Source organism: Streptomyces tendae, from assembly GCF_014650435.1.
Taxonomy (GTDB): domain Bacteria; phylum Actinomycetota; class Actinomycetes; order Streptomycetales; family Streptomycetaceae; genus Streptomyces; species Streptomyces tendae.
In genome coordinates, this window is the sequence record NZ_BMUY01000010.1 from 240,594 (window position 1) to 255,537 (window position 14,944).

Here is a 14,944-nt window from a genome sequence, read left to right on the forward strand (position 1 = left end):
AACCTCCACGGACGCCGGACCAACTGCGCTCGACGGTGGTCGCGTTGCCCGAGGAGCGGATGGGACGGTCCATCAAGGATGCTACGGCAGACGGGCGGCCCGGCGGACGCAGACGATGCAAATATGCGGAATCAAGCCGCCTTTACGGCCATCCGGGGCGCCCCGGACGCCTCGGCACGGCACCGCCGGCGTCACGGACCCCGACGCCACGGCACCCCGACGCCACGGCACCCCGGCGTCACGGCACCCCCGGCGACACCCGCCGCCGCGCCACCGCCGGAGCCGTGGAGTGGGGGAGCAGGTCCCGGAGGTCGGCGGGGAGCAGGATCTCCACCTCCGCGTCCTCGCAGAAACGATACGGCCGGTGTTCCAGGTAGGCCCCGAGGTACCTCCGCACCCGCGACATCTCCGCCCGTACCGTCACCGTGCGGGCCCGGTCGCCGAACATGTCCTCGGCCAGCCCGGCGGCGCTGCGCCCGCCCCGGTGCACCGCCAGCAGGTACAGCAACTCCGCGTGCCGCGGACTCAGTTCCCGCGTCCAGTCCTCCGCGCCGCCCAGTACCCGGACCGACCAGCGGCGCGGCTGCCCGAGGTCAAGCACGATCCGGGTGGCGCCCTGCGGCACCGGCCCGGCCGCGGCCCGCACCAGCCAGCCCTCGGCCAGCGGCTCCACCGTGCACGGCCCGAACGCCGGCAGCCACCGGGCCCCCGCCTCCGGCGACTTGGGCAGCACCACCCGGTCCAGGTACGGCATCCCCGTCACCGCCGCCGTCCAGCCGTCCCGGTCCGCCACCAGCGCCCGCCCGCCGAGCCGGGCCAGCACCGGCGCCGCCACCGCCCGCAACCGCTCCAGCGACTGCGTGTGCAGCTCCCGCAGCCGGGCCTCGGCCAGCTTGGCCACCGAGTCCACCCACGCGAGCGTCGCCGGGTGCATCGTCTCCAGCGGCCCGCTCACGTCGACCACCCCGAGCAACCGCCCGCTGCGCGGGTCGGTGATCGGTGCCCCGGAGCAGGTCCAGGTCGCCTGGGACCGCACGAAGTGCTCGGAGGCGAAGACCTGTACGGGCCGCCGGGTCACCGCCGGGGTCCCCACGCCGTTGGTGCCGACCACCTCCTCCCGCCAGTCCGCCCCGAGTTCGAAGCCGAGCCCGTCGGCCCGGCGCAGCACCCGCGCGCTGCCCTCCCGCCACAGCACCCGGCCGTCCTCGTCCGCGACCACCATGATGTGGTGGGCCACGTCCGCGACCGACAGCAACGCCTCCCGCAGCACCGGCAGCACATGCCGCAGCTCGGAGGTCTCGCGCCGCCGCCGGATCTCCGCCGGGCCCAGCAGCCCGGAACGGAAGTCGTGCTCCGGGTCCACCCCGCTGCGCAGCATCCGCTCCCAGGACTGCTCGATCACCGGACGCGGCGCCACCGGAGCCCGCCCGCCCGAGAGTCTCGCGGTGCGGACCTCGTTGAGCATCCGGGCCGCACGCGCCGTGTCGACGGCGGCGAACTGCGTCACGTCCATGGGCGAGAGCGCCACGGGACCTCGTCCTTCCGGAAGTCGAATGTTCGTCTCATACTGACCGGTTGCCCACGCCGGACGGGCACAGTCCGCACACAGCCGACCGCAAGTTGCAACCCCCTGCAACCCTGGTGGACGACTTTGCGGGTGGCCAAACTTGAATCACGCCGTCCCGAGCGGCGTACGCGGCCTGAACAGGCCCGTGTGGCGGGGGTGGTGCCGTGTCGGCGCAGCACCACCCCCGCGCCACGCGGCCGGAATCAGACCGCGGGCCGCGCCCGCTCCACCACCGCCGCCAGGTCCAGGGTCGGCGGCAGCGTGCCGAACGCCGCACCCCCGTCGCCGCCCAGCCGCGCGGCGCAGAACGCGTCGGCGACCTCCGGCGGCGCGTACCGCACCAGCAGTGCCCCCTGCAGCACCAGCGCCAGCCGCTCCGCCAGCAGCCGGGCCCGCCCCTCGGCGGCGGCGAGGTCGGCCAGGTCCGTGAGCAGGTCCCGGATCGCCGCGTCCAGCCGGTGATCGGCCCCGCGCGCTGCCCCCACCTCGGTCAGATACGCGTCCAGCGCCGCCGGTTCGCGCCCCAGCGCCCGCAGCACGTCCAGCGCCTGCACGTTCCCCGCGCCCTCCCAGATCGAGTTCAGCGGCGACTCGCGCACCAGCCGGGGCAGCCCGGACTCCTCGACGTACCCGTTGCCGCCCAGGCACTCGGCCGCCTCCACCGCGACCGGCGCACACCGCTTGGTCACCCAGTACTTGGCCGCGGGCACCGCCAGTCGCAGCAGCGCCCGCTCCCCTTCGTCACCTTCCGCGGCCCCGTCGCAGGCCGCCGCCAGCCGCAGCCCGAGCGTCGTGGCCGCCTCCGACTCGATCGCCAGGTCCGCGAGGACGTTGCGCATCAGCGGCTTGTCGACCAGCTTCCCGCCGAACGCCTCGCGGTACGCGCAGTGGTGCACCGCCTGCGCCACCGCCTGCCGCATCAGCCCCGCCGAGCCCAGCACGCAGTCGAGGCGGGTCGCCGCCACCATGTCGATGATCGTGGGCACCCCGCGCCCCTCCGCGCCGACCCGGCGCGCCCAGGTCCCGGCGAACTCGACCTCGGCGGAGGCGTTGGACCGGTTGCCCAGCTTGTCCTTGAGCCGCTGGATCAGGAACACGTTGCGGGTGCCGTCCGCCAGCACGCGCGGCACCAGGAAGCAGGTCAGCCCCTCCGGAGCGCGCGCCAGCACGAGGAAGCCGTCCGACATCGGCGCCGAGCAGAACCACTTGTGCCCGGTCAGCTCGTACGCGCCCGCCTCGGCCAGTGGCCGCGCCGACGTGGTGTTCGCCCTTACGTCGCTGCCGCCCTGCTTCTCCGTCATGCCCATCCCGAACAGCACCCCGGCCTTCAGGCGGGCGGGCCGCAGCTCCCGGTCGTAGACCCGGGAGGTCAGCCGGGGCTCCCACTCGGCGGCCAGCTCCGGGTCGGCGCGCAGGGCCGGCACCGCCGCGTGGGTCATCGACAGCGGACAGCAGGTGCCCGCCTCCACCTGGGTCCACATCAGGAAGGCCGCCGCGCGCCGCACCTGCCCGCCCGGCCGCGACCAGGCGTCCGTCAGCCCCGCCGAGACGCCCTTGCCGAGCAGCCGGTGCCACGCCGGGTGGAAGTCGACCTCGTCGACGCGGTGGCCGTAGCGGTCGTGGGTGCGCAGCACCGGCGGGTGCTCGTTGGCCTGGGCACCCCACTCCTGGGTCTGGAACGACCCGCAGCCCCGGCCAAGACCCGACAGCTCGGCGAGCGCCTCCTCGCGCGGCCGGTCCGCCAGGTGCCGCCCGACCGCCTCCGTCAGGACCCGGTCGGAGGTGAAGACGTCGTAGCCGGTCAGCGGCGGCGCCTGATTCGTCACGGTGTGGGTACTGCCTGCCATGGACGTGAACCTATCGTGCCGCGGGGTCCCGGCGGGCCGGGACGGGGACGGCGGGCGTCCGCGGATGAGTGGCACCCCCGGCGCCGGATACCTTTAGGGCGTGCAGCCAGCAAGTGAATCCCCCGAACGGCCCTCGGGCCGGCTCCACCGTGCCCGGGTCCTGTACCGGAACGTCTCCAAACGCAGGACCGCCTGGCTGCTGCTCAAGGACACGGTCAACTCGTGCATGGAGTACCGCATCCTCGGCCTGGCCGCCGAGGCCGCGTTCTTCACCCTGCTCTCGGTGCCGCCCCTGCTGTTGAGCCTGCTCGGACTGCTCGGCTACGTCGACTCCTGGATCGGCGCCGACACCACCGAGAGCCTGCGGAACAACATCCTGGACGCCTCCCGCGCGGTGCTCTCCGAGAAGGGCGTCAAGCAGATCACCGAGCCGATCCTGGACGACGTGATGAAGGGCGGCCGGCCCGACATCATCTCCATCGGCTTCCTGTTCGCCCTGTGGTCGGGCTCCCGCGCGGTGAACGTCTTCATCGACACCATCACCGTGATGTACGGCCTCGACGGCGTCCGGGGCATCGTCAGGACCCGCCTGATGGCCTTCCTGCTGTTCATCGTGGCCCTGGTGATCGGGTCGATCGCGCTGCCGCTGATGGTGGCGGGACCGGACGCCGTGGTACGGGTCGTGCCCTGGTCGACGACGGTCGTCCAGGTGCTGTACTGGCCGGTCGTGATCATCCTGTCAGTGGCGTTCCTGACCACGCTGTACCACGTGTCCGTGCCGGTGCGCTCACCGTGGATCGAGGACGTCCCCGGCGCACTGGTCGCCCTCGCCATGTGGGTCCTGGGCAGCTTCCTGCTGCGCATCTACCTCACCAGCACCGTCGAGGGCCCCACCATCTACGGTTCCCTCGCCGCGCCCGTCGCCGTGCTGCTGTGGATCGGTGTGTCCGCGTTCGCGGTGCTCGTCGGCGCCGCGGTCAACGCGGCCATCGACCGGGTGTGGCCGGCCGCCGCGACCGCGGCCGCCCGCGAGGCCAACGAGCGGCTGCGCCAGGCCCAGGTCGCCGAGTACGTCGCCCGCACCTCCGCGAACGGCGGGGGCGACCCCGACATGCCCTCCGAGTTCCCCGAGCGCTGGTCCCGTTTCCTGCCCCCCGAGGACGTCACGGCCCGCCTGCGCACCCACCCGAAGACCCCGCCCCCGGTGAACCACACCCACCACCACGACCACCGCGACGACAGCCACGGCCACGGTCACGGCAAGCCGGGGGCCTCCTAGAACACCCTCCCGGGTGCCAGGTCAGCGGGCGGTCAGCTCGTGGCGTGCCCGGGCCGCCGCGCCCAGCGGCACCGCGTCCGCCCCCAGGGCCGCCCGCAGCAGCTTGACGGGATGGCCGCTGATCGGCGGCTCGGCGGCGAGCGGCTCCTGGATCAGCGGTTCCAGCAGCGGCCAGGCGCCGCTGACACCACCCCCGATCACGACCGTGGCGATGTCGACGAGGCCGGCGGTCATCACGATCGCGCGGGCTACACCGGCGCCCGCCGCCGCGTACACGGCATGCGCGTCGGCGTCCCCGCTGCGGGCCGCCTCGGCCACCTCGCGGGCGGTCAGCTCCCGCCCGGTGCGCTCGCCGTAGCGGGCCCGCAGCGATCGGGCCGAGGCCAGCGTCTCCAGGTGGCCGCGGCCGCCGCAGGTGCACGGCAGGTCGCCGAAACCGGGGATGTGGCCGATCTCGCCGGCCGCACCGTGCGCCCCGGTGCGCAGCTCGCCCCCCGTCCACAGCGCACCGCCCACTCCGGTGCCCAGGGTCATGCCCAGGACGTCCTCCTCGCCCGCCGCCGCTCCGCACGCGATCTCGCCGCGCAGGAAGGCGTTGACGTCGTTGTCGAGGAAGGCGGGGACGCCCAGTGCGGTGCGCAGAGCGGCCGTCACGGGGAAACCGGCCCAGTCGGTGAACGAGTCGCTCGCCACCAGGACGTGACCGGAGGCCGCGTCGACCACTCCGGCCGCGCCCACCCCCACGGCGGCCAGCCGGCCGGGGGTGCGCGCCCGCACGACGGCGAGCGCGTCGAGGGTCGCGGCGATCATCGCCCGGCCGCCGGAACGGGCCGGAGTGGCCACCTCCGCGCGGTCGAGCACCTTCAGTTCCGCGTCGCAGAGCACCACCTGCGTGGTGGTGCCCCCGATGTCGACCCCGGCGAAGACCGCGGTGTCGGGACCGCTCACCCCTGCTCCTCCGTCCGCCCGGCGGCCAGAGTCGCCAGCCGCTCCGCCCGCCGCCCGCGCTGGACGACCGGGTCGGGCACGGGCACCGCCGCCAGCAGGCGCCGGGTGTAGTCGGTCTCCGGGTGCAGCAGGGTGGCCGACGTGAGCCCCTGCTCCTCGGCCCGCCCCGCCCGCATCACGACCACCCGGCGGGCGAACTGCTGCACGACGGCCAGGTCGTGGGAGACGAAGAGGCAGGCGAAGCCCAGCTCCTCCTGCAGTTCGCGGATCACTTCGAGGACCGCCTCCTGCACACTCACGTCCAGGGCACTGGTGGGTTCGTCCGCCACCAGCAGCCGCGGTTCGAGGACCAGGGCGCGGGCCAGGCTCACCCGCTGGCGCTGGCCGCCGGACAGCTCGCGCGGCGTGCGCCGGGCGACCTCCCGCGGCAGCCTGACCCGGTCGAGCACCGCGGCCACCAGCGACTCCCGTTCCCTGCCGGACAGCCTCCCGCGGTGGATCCGCAGCGGTTCCGCGACGCACTCGCCGACCGTCATACGGGCGTCGAGCGAGGCGACCGGGTCCTGGAGGACGACGCCGATCCCGGCCCGCAGCGCCCGCCTCGCCCGGGCCCGGGTACGGGCCAGGTCGGCTCCGAACAGCGTGACCGAACCGGCGGTGGGCGCGATCAGGCCGAGCGCCACCCGGGAGGCGGTGGACTTGCCGGAGCCCGACTCGCCCACCAGGCCGAGGGTCTCCCCGGGGTGGACGGCGAAGGAGACGCCCTTGAGGGCGTGCACCGCCTGCTTCCCGCGGCCGAAGACCACCGAGACGTCCGTCAGCTCCACCGCCGGCTGCCCGGCGGGCGCGGCCCCGGGCGCGTCGGCCCCCGGCCCGTCCGCCCGCTCGTCCGCCCGCGCGGTCCCGCCGGCCTCGGCGACCGAGAGCCGCGGTACGGCGGACAGCAGCCGCTTGGTGTAGTCGTGCGAGGGGCGCAGCAGCACGTCCTCGACGGGGCCGGTCTCCACGATGGCGCCCTGGTACATCACCGCGACCCGGTCGGCGAAGTCCGCGACGACCCCCATGTTGTGGGTGACCAGCAGGACACCCGTGCCGGTCTCCTCCGCGAGCCGCCGCAGCAGGTCGAGGATCTCGGCCTGCACGGTCACGTCGAGCGCGGTGGTGGGCTCGTCGGCGATCAGCAGCGCCGGTTCGTTGGCGATGGCCATGGCGATGACGACGCGCTGGCGCTGGCCGCCGGAGAGCTGGAAGGGGTAGGCGCGGGCCCGCTGCTCGGGCTCGGGGATGCCGACGCGGCGGAGCAGTTCGACGGCGCGCTCGGCGGCGTCCGCCGCGGACACCCGCCGGTGGTTGCGGATCACCTCGGCGATCTGCTTGCCGACCCGGGTGAGCGGGTCGAGCGCGGTGGCCGGTTCCTGGAACACCATGGAGACGGTCGAACCGCGCAGCCCGGACAGCCGCTCCTCGTCGGCGCCGACGATGTCGGTGCCGTCCACGACGGCCCTTCCGGTGGCGCGGGCGTTGCCGGACAGCAGCCCCATGGCCGCCAGCGCGACGGTGGACTTGCCCGAGCCCGACTCGCCGACCAGGGCGAGCGTCTCGCCGGGCGCCACGTGCAGGGACACGCCGCGCACGGCCTGCACCGGGCCGGTCTCCGTGGTGAAGACGACGCCCAGGTCGTCGAGGTCGAGGATGTGACCGCCGAGGGTGTCGGCGGCCGGTCGTCGAACGGCGCTCACGCACGCCCCCTCACGTCGAATGCGTCCCGGAGTCCGTCTCCGATCGCGTTGAACGCCCACACCACCAGGATGATGGCGAGGCCGGGCGGCACGATCAGCCACCAGTAGCCCGAGTAGGCGGCGGTCATTCCCGTGGAGAGCATGCCGCCCCAGTCGGTGGACGGGGGCTGCACGCCCAGGCCGAGGTAGGAGACGTAGGCCACCAGCAGGATCGCGTCGGCGACCTGGAAGGTGGCCGCCACGATGATGGTCGACACCGAGTTCGGCAGGATGTGCCGGATGATGGCGCGCGCGTGGGTGCCGCCGATCGCGCGCAGGGTGAGGACGAAGTCCCGGTTCTTCAGTGTCAGCGTCTCCGCCCGCACCAGGCGCGAGGGCACGAGCCAGGAGATGAGACCGAGGATGAGGACCAGGCCGGTCAGGTCGGGGGTGGTGATCGCGGAGACCACCAGCAGGATGAACAGGGCGGGGATGGCGATGCCGGCGTCCACCACGCGCATCATGACCGCGTCGACCCAGCCGCCCGCGTAGCCGGCCGCGGCGCCCCACAGGGTGCCGATGACGGTGGCGAGGACACCGGCCGACAGACCGACGATCAGAGACACCTTGCCGCCGTACATCAGCCGGCCCAGCTCGTCGTGGCCGACCGCGTCGGTACCGAGCCAGTGGGCGCCGCTGGGCGACTGGTTGACCTGCTGGAGCAGCGTGTGGGTCTGGTCGGTGGAGTAGATCAGTGGACCGACGAAGCAGAAGAGGACGAAGAAGACCACCACGCCGAGCCCGACCACGGCGAGGCGGTTGCGCAGGAAGCGGCGGACCGCGAGCCGGGTGCCGGAGGCGGCCTGCGCGGGCTTCGCGGCGAGCCCGTCCACGGAGGCGAGGGAACTGCTCATGACCGACCTGCCTTCACTCGGGGGTCGATGACGCGCTGCAGGACGTCGGCCAGGAGGGTGCCGGTCACCGTGGCGATCGAGATGACCAGGACGCAGCCCAGCAGCACGGGATAGTCGGAGGACTGGGCGGCGGTCCAGAACAGCAGGCCCATGCCGGGGTAGTTGAAGAGCTGCTCCACCACCAGGGCACCGCCGAAGAGGACCGGCACGTAGTAGCCGAGCATGGCCACCACGGGGGTCAGCGAGTTGCGGAAGACGTGCCGCGTCAGGATGGCCCGGGGGCGGGAGCCGCCGGCCCGCGCCGTCCGCACGTAGTCCTCGGTCAGGTTCTCCAGCGTGGCGGAGCGCATGTAGCGGCTGAAGACGGCGACCATGGTGGCCGCGCCGGCCACCACCGGCAGCACCAGGCCCTGCGGCTGGGAGAGCACGGCCAGGACGCTGTTGCCCTGCGGCGCCTGGGCCGGGAACCAGGGCAGGACCTGGCTGAAGACCAGGACCAGGATCAGGCCGAGGAAGTACACGGGGGTGGAGTAGGCGATGAAGCTGAGCGTGGTGATGACGTAGTCGACCGGCTTGTTGCGGCGCACGGCCTGCCACACGCCGAGCGGCACCGCGACCAGCAGGCCGACGACCGCCGAGAGGACGGTCAGCAGCAGCGTCTTCGGCAGCCGTTCGGTGATCAGTTGGGAGACGGGCTCGTTGAGGGTGTACGACATGCCGAGGTCGCCGTGGATCAGCTGGTTCAGGTAGTACACGTACTGAACCGGCAGCGGCTTGTCGAGCCCCTGCTCGTGGTTGAAGGCGGTGATCTGCGAGGCGGTGGCCTGGGGGCCGAGGATGCCGCGGGCGGGGCCCCCGGGCAGGGCGTGCAGCAGGCAGAACACCACGACGGTCACGAGGAGGACCACCGCCAGGGCCTGCAGGACCCGCCTGATCAGGAAGGAGTATGTGCTCATGGGTTTCCGGGTGACTGGGTGCGGACGGGGCAGCTGCGGATGAGTGGGACCGGGCGCGGCCTCACTTCGTCCACGCCCACATGGCGGGGTGGAAGTTGGCGAGGGAGTCCTGGGCGAACCCGCCGAGTCCGTCCCTGATCACGGAGACCTGGTAGTCGGGCTCGGGGAGCCAGATCACGGGCAGGTCCGCGGCGAGGGCCCTGCTGTAGTCGAGCATGGCGTCGGGGGACGAGGAGGTGGTGGTCCGGTCGATCAGCTCGTCCACCTCGGGGTTGGAGTAGCTGCCGAAGTTGGAGCCGCCGCCGCTGGCGAACAGCGCGTCACCGCTCGGGTAGGCCGGGAAGTACCAACTGCCCGCGCTGCCGAAGAAGGAGAGCTGCCACTTGCAGGCGGGGTCGTCCTTCTCGCACTGACCGGTCTGCGAGAGGACCGAGTTGACCGGTGCGGTCTTGATGTCGAAGTCGATGCCGGTCTCCTCGAAGGAGGACTGCAGGGCGCTCATCATGTTGTCCGTCTCCGTGGAGCCGGACTGGGAGAGCACCCGCATCCTGAACTCGGTGCCCTTCTCGACGCCTTCGCCGCAGTGCCCCGCGCCGGCGCCCGGCGAGGTGCACACCATGGTGCCGTCCTGCTCGGTCCAGCCGTGGTCCGTCAGCAGCGCGCGCGCCTTGGAGTTGGAGAAGGGGTACGGCTCCTCCTTCTGCTCGTCGGAGAGGAAGGCGGACGCCTGCCCCTGCGGGACGGGGCCGTAGGTGGGCACGGCGGTGCCGTTGTACAGCACCTTGGCCAGGGTCTTCTGGTCGACGGACATCTGGATGGCCTGCCGGGCGTACGACTGCCGGAAGACCGCGCCCATCTCGGGGTTGTTGAAGTTGTACGGCATGTAGGTGACCGCCCAGCCCGACCACCGCTCGACGTGGTAGCCGAGGTCCGTGAAGGACTTCTTGATCCCCAGGTCGGATGCCTTGATGTAGCCGTAGTCGACCGTGCCGGCCCGCAGCGCGTTCTCCTCGGCGGCCACGGTGGTGAAGGAGAGCAGGTTGATCTGCCGGACGTGGGCCGCGCCCCCGCCGTCGTACTTCTCGTTCTCGATCAGCTCGACCCGGCCGGAGGTGGAGAAGGACTTGAGCGTGTACGGGCCGCTGACCGTCTTCCACAGCGGGTCGCTCGCGTAGTGGGAGATCTTCTTGCCGGCGTCGATCAGGTACGTCCAGACCTTCTTGGCGCCGGCCGGGGTGCGGTCGAGGTCGGAGACGGCCGCCGAGTCGCCGGTCTTGTCCCACACGTGCTGCGGCATCGGGCGGATCATGCTCAGCTCGTTGGCGAGCATCCACTGCCGGTTGTAGGCGCGGTCGAAGTCGAGCGTGAAGTGCCGGTCGTCGACGGTCTTGAAGGACGACCAGACGTCCGGGGCCTTGCCCGGGCTGTAGCTGGCCCACGACTTCTTGTTCTCCCGGACCAGGTTGAACCAGAACTCGACGTCCCGGGAGGTGACCGGCTCGCCGTCGCTCCAGTGCCGGTCGCCGAGGGTGATGGTGACGCTCTTGTTGTCCGCGGCGAACTTCGCGTCCGTCGCCAGCGAGTTGTCCTTGTTCCAGCCGATCTCGCCGGCGGAGCCGTCGTAGGCGATCAGGGGCTCCCACAGCACCTGGGATATGGAGGCGTTGTTCGTGTTGAGGTGCCCCGGCGTGCCGATCGGCACGATCCAGTTGGGGGTGAAGTTCGCCGGCAGCGCGTAGTTGATCTCGTTCTTCGAGCCGGAGGGGGCGGAGACGCCGCCCGTGCAGCCGCTGAGCAGCACGCCCACGGCCGCGCATGCGCCGACGACGAGCGCCCGGCGTCGGCGTGTCGCTGTGCGAGCAGGGGACATGTATCTCCTCCAGGTGAGTGGCCTGGAGGTCAGCTAACGCCTGACCCGGTGCGGGTTACAAACAAAGTTTCGTAACAACTAAGTATCTCCGGTTCTGAAAAAAGTCCGGGCACTGCCAAAGCCGTGAATTACTGCGCTGATCGCCATTCACGGGACGCCGTTCGAGGCGTACTGTCTGCATCGGACCGACCATGGGGAAGTAAGCACGTACATGAATGAAATAAGTTCGCGGGGGCGGAAGGCGGCAGGCACCTCGGCGCTGGCGGCGCGGGCCCTCGAACTGATCGCGTCCGGACGGGCGACCTCCCGGGCCCAGCTCGCCGAGCTGCTCGGCGCCGCGGCCTCCAGCGTCTCGGTGGCCGTGGGACAGCTCGTGGAGCACGGCCTCGTTGCCGAGGAGGGGACCCAGTCCTCCACCGGCGGACGCCCGCGGAAGGTGCTCAGGCTCGGCGGCCAGGACGAGTTCGCCGTCGCCGCCGACCTGGGCGGCAGGCACGCCCGTGTCGGCGTGGTCCTGCCGGGCGGCGAGCTGCGCGACGTCTCCACGGTGCCGCTGGTGATCGCCGAGGGCCCCGAGGCCGCCCTCTCCCTGCTCGCCGCCACCCTGGAGGAGCTGGTCGAACGGCACGGAAGGGCACGGCTGCGCGGCGTCGGCCTCTCCCTGCCCGGCCCGGTCGACACCGCGACGGGAAGCGTCGTGCAGCCCTCCCGCATGCCGGGCTGGAACCGCTTCCCCGTCGAGTCCTGGCTCCGGGAGCGCTTCGCGGTCCCCGCCGTCGCCGACAACGACGCCAACTGCATGGCCGTCGGCGAGCACACCGCCCGCCGGGGACGCCACCAGCAGGTGATCATGGTGAAGATGGGCACCGCGATCGGCGCCGCCGCCCTCGTGGACGGCCGGCTCTACCGCGGCGGCACGGGCGCGGCGGGGGAGATCACCCACATCCGCATCGCCCGCGGCGCCCACATGCCCTGCTCCTGCGGCAACACCGACTGCCTGGAGACGGTCGCCTCCGGCGCCGCACTCGTCCGGGTGCTGCGCGACGAGGGCGTCGACGTCAGCACCGCCGAGGACGTGGTGCGGCTGGCCACCGACGCGCACCCGGAGGCCAACCGGGCGGTGCGCAGGGCCGGGGACTACCTCGGGCAGGTACTCGCCGCGAACGTCAACTTCTTCAATCCGGACGCCGTCTACCTGGGCGGCATCCTCTCCACCGTCGAACCGTTCGTCGCCGCCGTCCGCAGCCAGCTCTACGAGAGCTGCCACCCGCTGGTCACCGAGCACCTCGCCATCGAACGCGCCGTCCTCGGCGCCGACGCCGGACTTCTGGGCGCCGGACAGTTCGCCCTCCAGCGGGCGCTCGCCCAAGCCCTGCGCCAGGTCGGCGGCACGGGTCTCGACCCGGACCGGTTCCAGACCCCGAGCCCCTGAACCAACGCCACCCGCACCGCCCCGCACCACCGCACGAACGAGGAGCCATGTCGCACCCCAGCACCGCCACCAACACCCCCACCAACACCCCCTCCCGCCGCCCCGTCGTCGCCATCGCCGGTCTCGGCATCGAGTCGTCCACCTTCTCGCCCGCCCGCACCCAGGCGCCCGCCTTCCACCCCTCCCGCGGCCAGGAGGTACTGGACCGCTACCCCTTCCTCGCCGCCGGTGAGGAACTGCGCGAGGCGGCCGACTGGCACGGCGCCCTGGTCGGCAAGTCGCTGCCCGGCGGCACCGTCACCGCCGCCGCCTGGGAGGAACTCACCGGGGAACTCCTCACCCGGCTCGCCGCACTGCCCGCGCTGGACGGCCTCTGGTTCGACATCCACGGCGCCATGACCGTCGAGGGCATCGACGACGCCGAGGCCCTGCTCCTGGAGAAGGTGCGCGCCGTCGTCGGTGACGACGTGATCGTCTCCACCTCCATGGACCTGCACGGCAACGTCTCCCGCGCCCTCGTCCACCGCAGCGACCTGATCACCTGCTACCGGATGGCCCCGCACGAGGACCACATGGAGACCAAGGAACGCGCCGTACGGAACCTGCTGACGCACCTCGCCTCCGGCGCCCCCCGCCCGCTGAAGGCATGGGTGCCGGTGCCCGTCCTGCTGGCCGGCGAGCAGACCTCCACCCGGATCGAACCCGCGAAGAGCGTGTACAGGGCCGTGCCCGCGGTCGAGGCGGCGGAAGGCGTGATCGACGCCGCGATCTGGGTCGGCTACGCCTGGGCGGACGAGCCCCGCAACCGGGCCGCGGTCGTCGTCACCGGGCACGACGAGCGGGCGGTGTCGGCGGGCGCCGAACGGCTGGCCCGCGGCTTCTGGGAAGCCCGCCACGACTTCGACTTCGTCGCCCCCACCGGCACCTTCGACGCCATCCTGGACGAGGCCCTGGCCGGCGAACGACGCCCGTACTACGTCAGCGACACCGGCGACAACCCCACCGCGGGCGGCGCCGGCGACGTGACCTGGGGCCTGACGCGGCTGCTGGCCCGCCCCGAGTTCCAGAAGGAGGACGGGCCGACCGTCCTGTACGCCTCGGTGCCGGGCCCCGAAGCCGTCCGGCAGGCCGCCGCCGCGGGCGTCGGGGCCACGGTCACGGTGACGGCGGGCGCCGAGGTCGACGACCGGCACGCAGGTCCCGTCACCCTCACCGGCGTCGTGCACGCCGTCCGGCTCGGGGACCGCGACGCGCGGACCGAGGCCGTGATACGGGTCGGCAGCGCGTACGTGATCCTCACCGAGCTGCGCAAGCCGTACCACCACGAGCACGACTTCACCGACCTGGACCTCGACCCGCGCGGCGCCGACATCGTCGTCGTGAAGATCGGCTACCTGGAACCCGAGCTGTTCGCGATGGCCGCCGACTGGAAGATGGCCCTCACCCCGGGCGGCGTGGACCAGGACCTGGTCCGCCTCGGCCACCACCGCATCCGCCGGCCCATGTTCCCCTTCGACCCCGCCATGGCCGACCCCGACCTGTCCGCCCGCCTGATCCCCGCCGCCGACCAGCCCCTGACCGGAGCCGACGAATGAGCACCGACCGCCCCTCGGGCACCTCCTCCCTGGAGATCGCCGTCGTGTCCCCGGCCGGTGCCCGCACCGCCCGCGAGAACGGCGCGGACCGCGTCGAACTGTGCACCGGACTCGAACTGGGCGGCCTGACCCCCTCGACCGCGACCGTCGAGGCGGCCGTCGAGTCCGGGCCGCCCGTGCACGTCCTGGTCCGCTGCCGCCCCGGCGACTTCGTGTACGACGGCGAGGAGATCGCCCTGATGGCCGCGGAGGTGCGCGCCGCCCTGCGCGCGGGCGCCGGCGGTGTCGTCGTCGGGGCGCTGACCCCGGACGGCGCCCTCGACACGCACGCCCTCGCCGAGCTCGTCGGCGCCGCCCGGGACACCGACCCCGCCGCGCAGGTCACGCTCCACCGGGCGGTGGACCAGGCGAGCGACCCGGTGGCCGCCGTGGCGGCGCTGCCGGGACTCGGCATCACCCGCGTCCTGACCTCCGGCGGCGCGCCCACCGCGATCGAGGGCGCCGCAGTGCTCACCGCGATGGCCGCCGCGGCCCCCGGCGTCGACGTGGCCGCCGGGGGAGGGGTACGACCCGGCGACATCGCCGGCCTGCTGGCGGCGGGCGCCGACTCGGTGCACCTGTCCGCCAAGTCGCGGGCGACGCCCCGGCGCGCGGCGGGCTGGGTCCCCCTCGGCGCGGGCGGCACCTCCGCCGAGGACGACGCCCACTTCGTCACCGACGGCACGGTCGTCGCGGCGGCGAGGAGGGCGCTGGACACGACGGCCTGAGGGCGGGAGGGGCCGTAACCGGCGCCCGGCGTACCCCGCACTGAGGCGTAC

Annotated in this window: 11 protein-coding genes; 4 read left to right on the forward strand and 7 right to left on the reverse strand. The window is 73.0% G+C overall.

Annotation, left to right across the window (positions count from 1 at the left end):
• Window positions 1–238 precede the first annotated feature (238 nt).
• The gene (locus IE258_RS26250; protein WP_189747347.1) at window positions 239–1,528 is read right to left on the reverse strand and encodes a GAF domain-containing protein; all 1,290 of its coding nucleotides are present in this window, start codon (window positions 1,526–1,528) and stop codon (window positions 239–241) included.
• A 242-nt stretch (window positions 1,529–1,770) separates the two neighbouring features.
• Window positions 1,771–3,414 (reverse strand): acyl-CoA dehydrogenase family protein, encoded by a 1,644-nt coding sequence (locus tag IE258_RS26255; RefSeq protein WP_189747349.1) that lies wholly within the window; start codon window positions 3,412–3,414, stop codon window positions 1,771–1,773.
• A gap of 100 nt (window positions 3,415–3,514) precedes the next feature.
• On the opposite strand from IE258_RS26255, the gene IE258_RS26260 reads away from it, so the two are divergent.
• Window positions 3,515–4,693, forward strand: coding sequence for a YihY/virulence factor BrkB family protein (locus IE258_RS26260; protein WP_189747351.1), 1,179 nt, complete (start codon window positions 3,515–3,517; stop codon window positions 4,691–4,693).
• A 21-nt stretch (window positions 4,694–4,714) separates the two neighbouring features.
• Here IE258_RS26260 and IE258_RS26265 read toward each other — a convergent pair whose 3' ends face one another.
• The 5 genes from IE258_RS26265 to IE258_RS26285 form a co-directional block, all read right to left on the reverse strand.
• On the reverse strand, window positions 4,715–5,641 hold the full coding sequence (locus IE258_RS26265) for an ROK family protein (protein WP_189747353.1): 927 nt from the start codon (window positions 5,639–5,641) through the stop codon (window positions 4,715–4,717).
• Window positions 5,638–7,380 (reverse strand): dipeptide ABC transporter ATP-binding protein, encoded by a 1,743-nt coding sequence (locus IE258_RS26270; RefSeq protein ID WP_189747355.1) that lies wholly within the window; start codon window positions 7,378–7,380, stop codon window positions 5,638–5,640. Before IE258_RS26270 ends, IE258_RS26265 begins: the two co-directional genes overlap by 4 nt.
• Entirely contained in the window at window positions 7,377–8,273 is an 897-nt protein-coding gene (locus IE258_RS26275) for an ABC transporter permease (RefSeq protein WP_189747357.1), read from the reverse strand. Before IE258_RS26275 ends, IE258_RS26270 begins: the two co-directional genes overlap by 4 nt.
• Window positions 8,270–9,229 carry an ABC transporter permease gene (locus IE258_RS26280; RefSeq protein WP_189747358.1) on the reverse strand — a complete coding sequence of 320 codons (960 nt, stop codon included), beginning with the start codon at window positions 9,227–9,229 and terminating at the stop codon, window positions 8,270–8,272. Before IE258_RS26280 ends, IE258_RS26275 begins: the two co-directional genes overlap by 4 nt.
• A gap of 61 nt (window positions 9,230–9,290) precedes the next feature.
• Window positions 9,291–11,099 (reverse strand): peptide ABC transporter substrate-binding protein, encoded by a 1,809-nt coding sequence (locus tag IE258_RS26285; RefSeq protein WP_189747359.1) that lies wholly within the window; start codon window positions 11,097–11,099, stop codon window positions 9,291–9,293.
• A 211-nt stretch (window positions 11,100–11,310) separates the two neighbouring features.
• On the opposite strand from IE258_RS26285, the gene IE258_RS26290 reads away from it, so the two are divergent.
• Genes IE258_RS26290 through IE258_RS26300 form a run of 3 tightly spaced genes read left to right on the forward strand, consistent with a single transcriptional unit; the run spans window position 11,311 to window position 14,893 of the window.
• Window positions 11,311–12,531 carry an ROK family protein gene (locus tag IE258_RS26290; RefSeq protein WP_189747361.1) on the forward strand — a complete coding sequence of 407 codons (1,221 nt, stop codon included), beginning with the start codon at window positions 11,311–11,313 and terminating at the stop codon, window positions 12,529–12,531.
• A 47-nt stretch (window positions 12,532–12,578) separates the two neighbouring features.
• The gene (locus IE258_RS26295) at window positions 12,579–14,126 is read left to right on the forward strand and encodes a M81 family metallopeptidase (RefSeq protein WP_189747363.1); all 1,548 of its coding nucleotides are present in this window, start codon (window positions 12,579–12,581) and stop codon (window positions 14,124–14,126) included.
• Entirely contained in the window at window positions 14,123–14,893 is a 771-nt protein-coding gene (locus IE258_RS26300; RefSeq protein WP_189747365.1) for a copper homeostasis protein CutC, read from the forward strand. The genes IE258_RS26295 and IE258_RS26300 overlap by 4 nt, the downstream gene beginning before the upstream one ends.
• Window positions 14,894–14,944: the final 51 nt, after the last annotated feature.

What these genes read in the sequence shown, in the direction of transcription:
- IE258_RS26295 (WP_189747363.1), top strand. Translation starts at nt 12,579, where the DNA reads ATGTCGCACCCCAGCACCGCCACCAACACCCCCACCAACACCCCCTCC.
- IE258_RS26300 (WP_189747365.1), top strand. Translation starts at nt 14,123, where the DNA reads ATGAGCACCGACCGCCCCTCGGGCACCTCCTCCCTGGAGATCGCCGTC.
- IE258_RS26280 (WP_189747358.1), bottom strand. Translation starts at nt 9,229, where the DNA reads ATGAGCACATACTCCTTCCTGATCAGGCGGGTCCTGCAGGCCCTGGCG.
- IE258_RS26285 (WP_189747359.1), bottom strand. Translation starts at nt 11,099, where the DNA reads ATGTCCCCTGCTCGCACAGCGACACGCCGACGCCGGGCGCTCGTCGTC.
- IE258_RS26275 (WP_189747357.1), bottom strand. Translation starts at nt 8,273, where the DNA reads ATGAGCAGTTCCCTCGCCTCCGTGGACGGGCTCGCCGCGAAGCCCGCG.
- IE258_RS26255 (WP_189747349.1), bottom strand. Translation starts at nt 3,414, where the DNA reads ATGGCAGGCAGTACCCACACCGTGACGAATCAGGCGCCGCCGCTGACC.
- IE258_RS26290 (WP_189747361.1), top strand. Translation starts at nt 11,311, where the DNA reads ATGAATGAAATAAGTTCGCGGGGGCGGAAGGCGGCAGGCACCTCGGCG.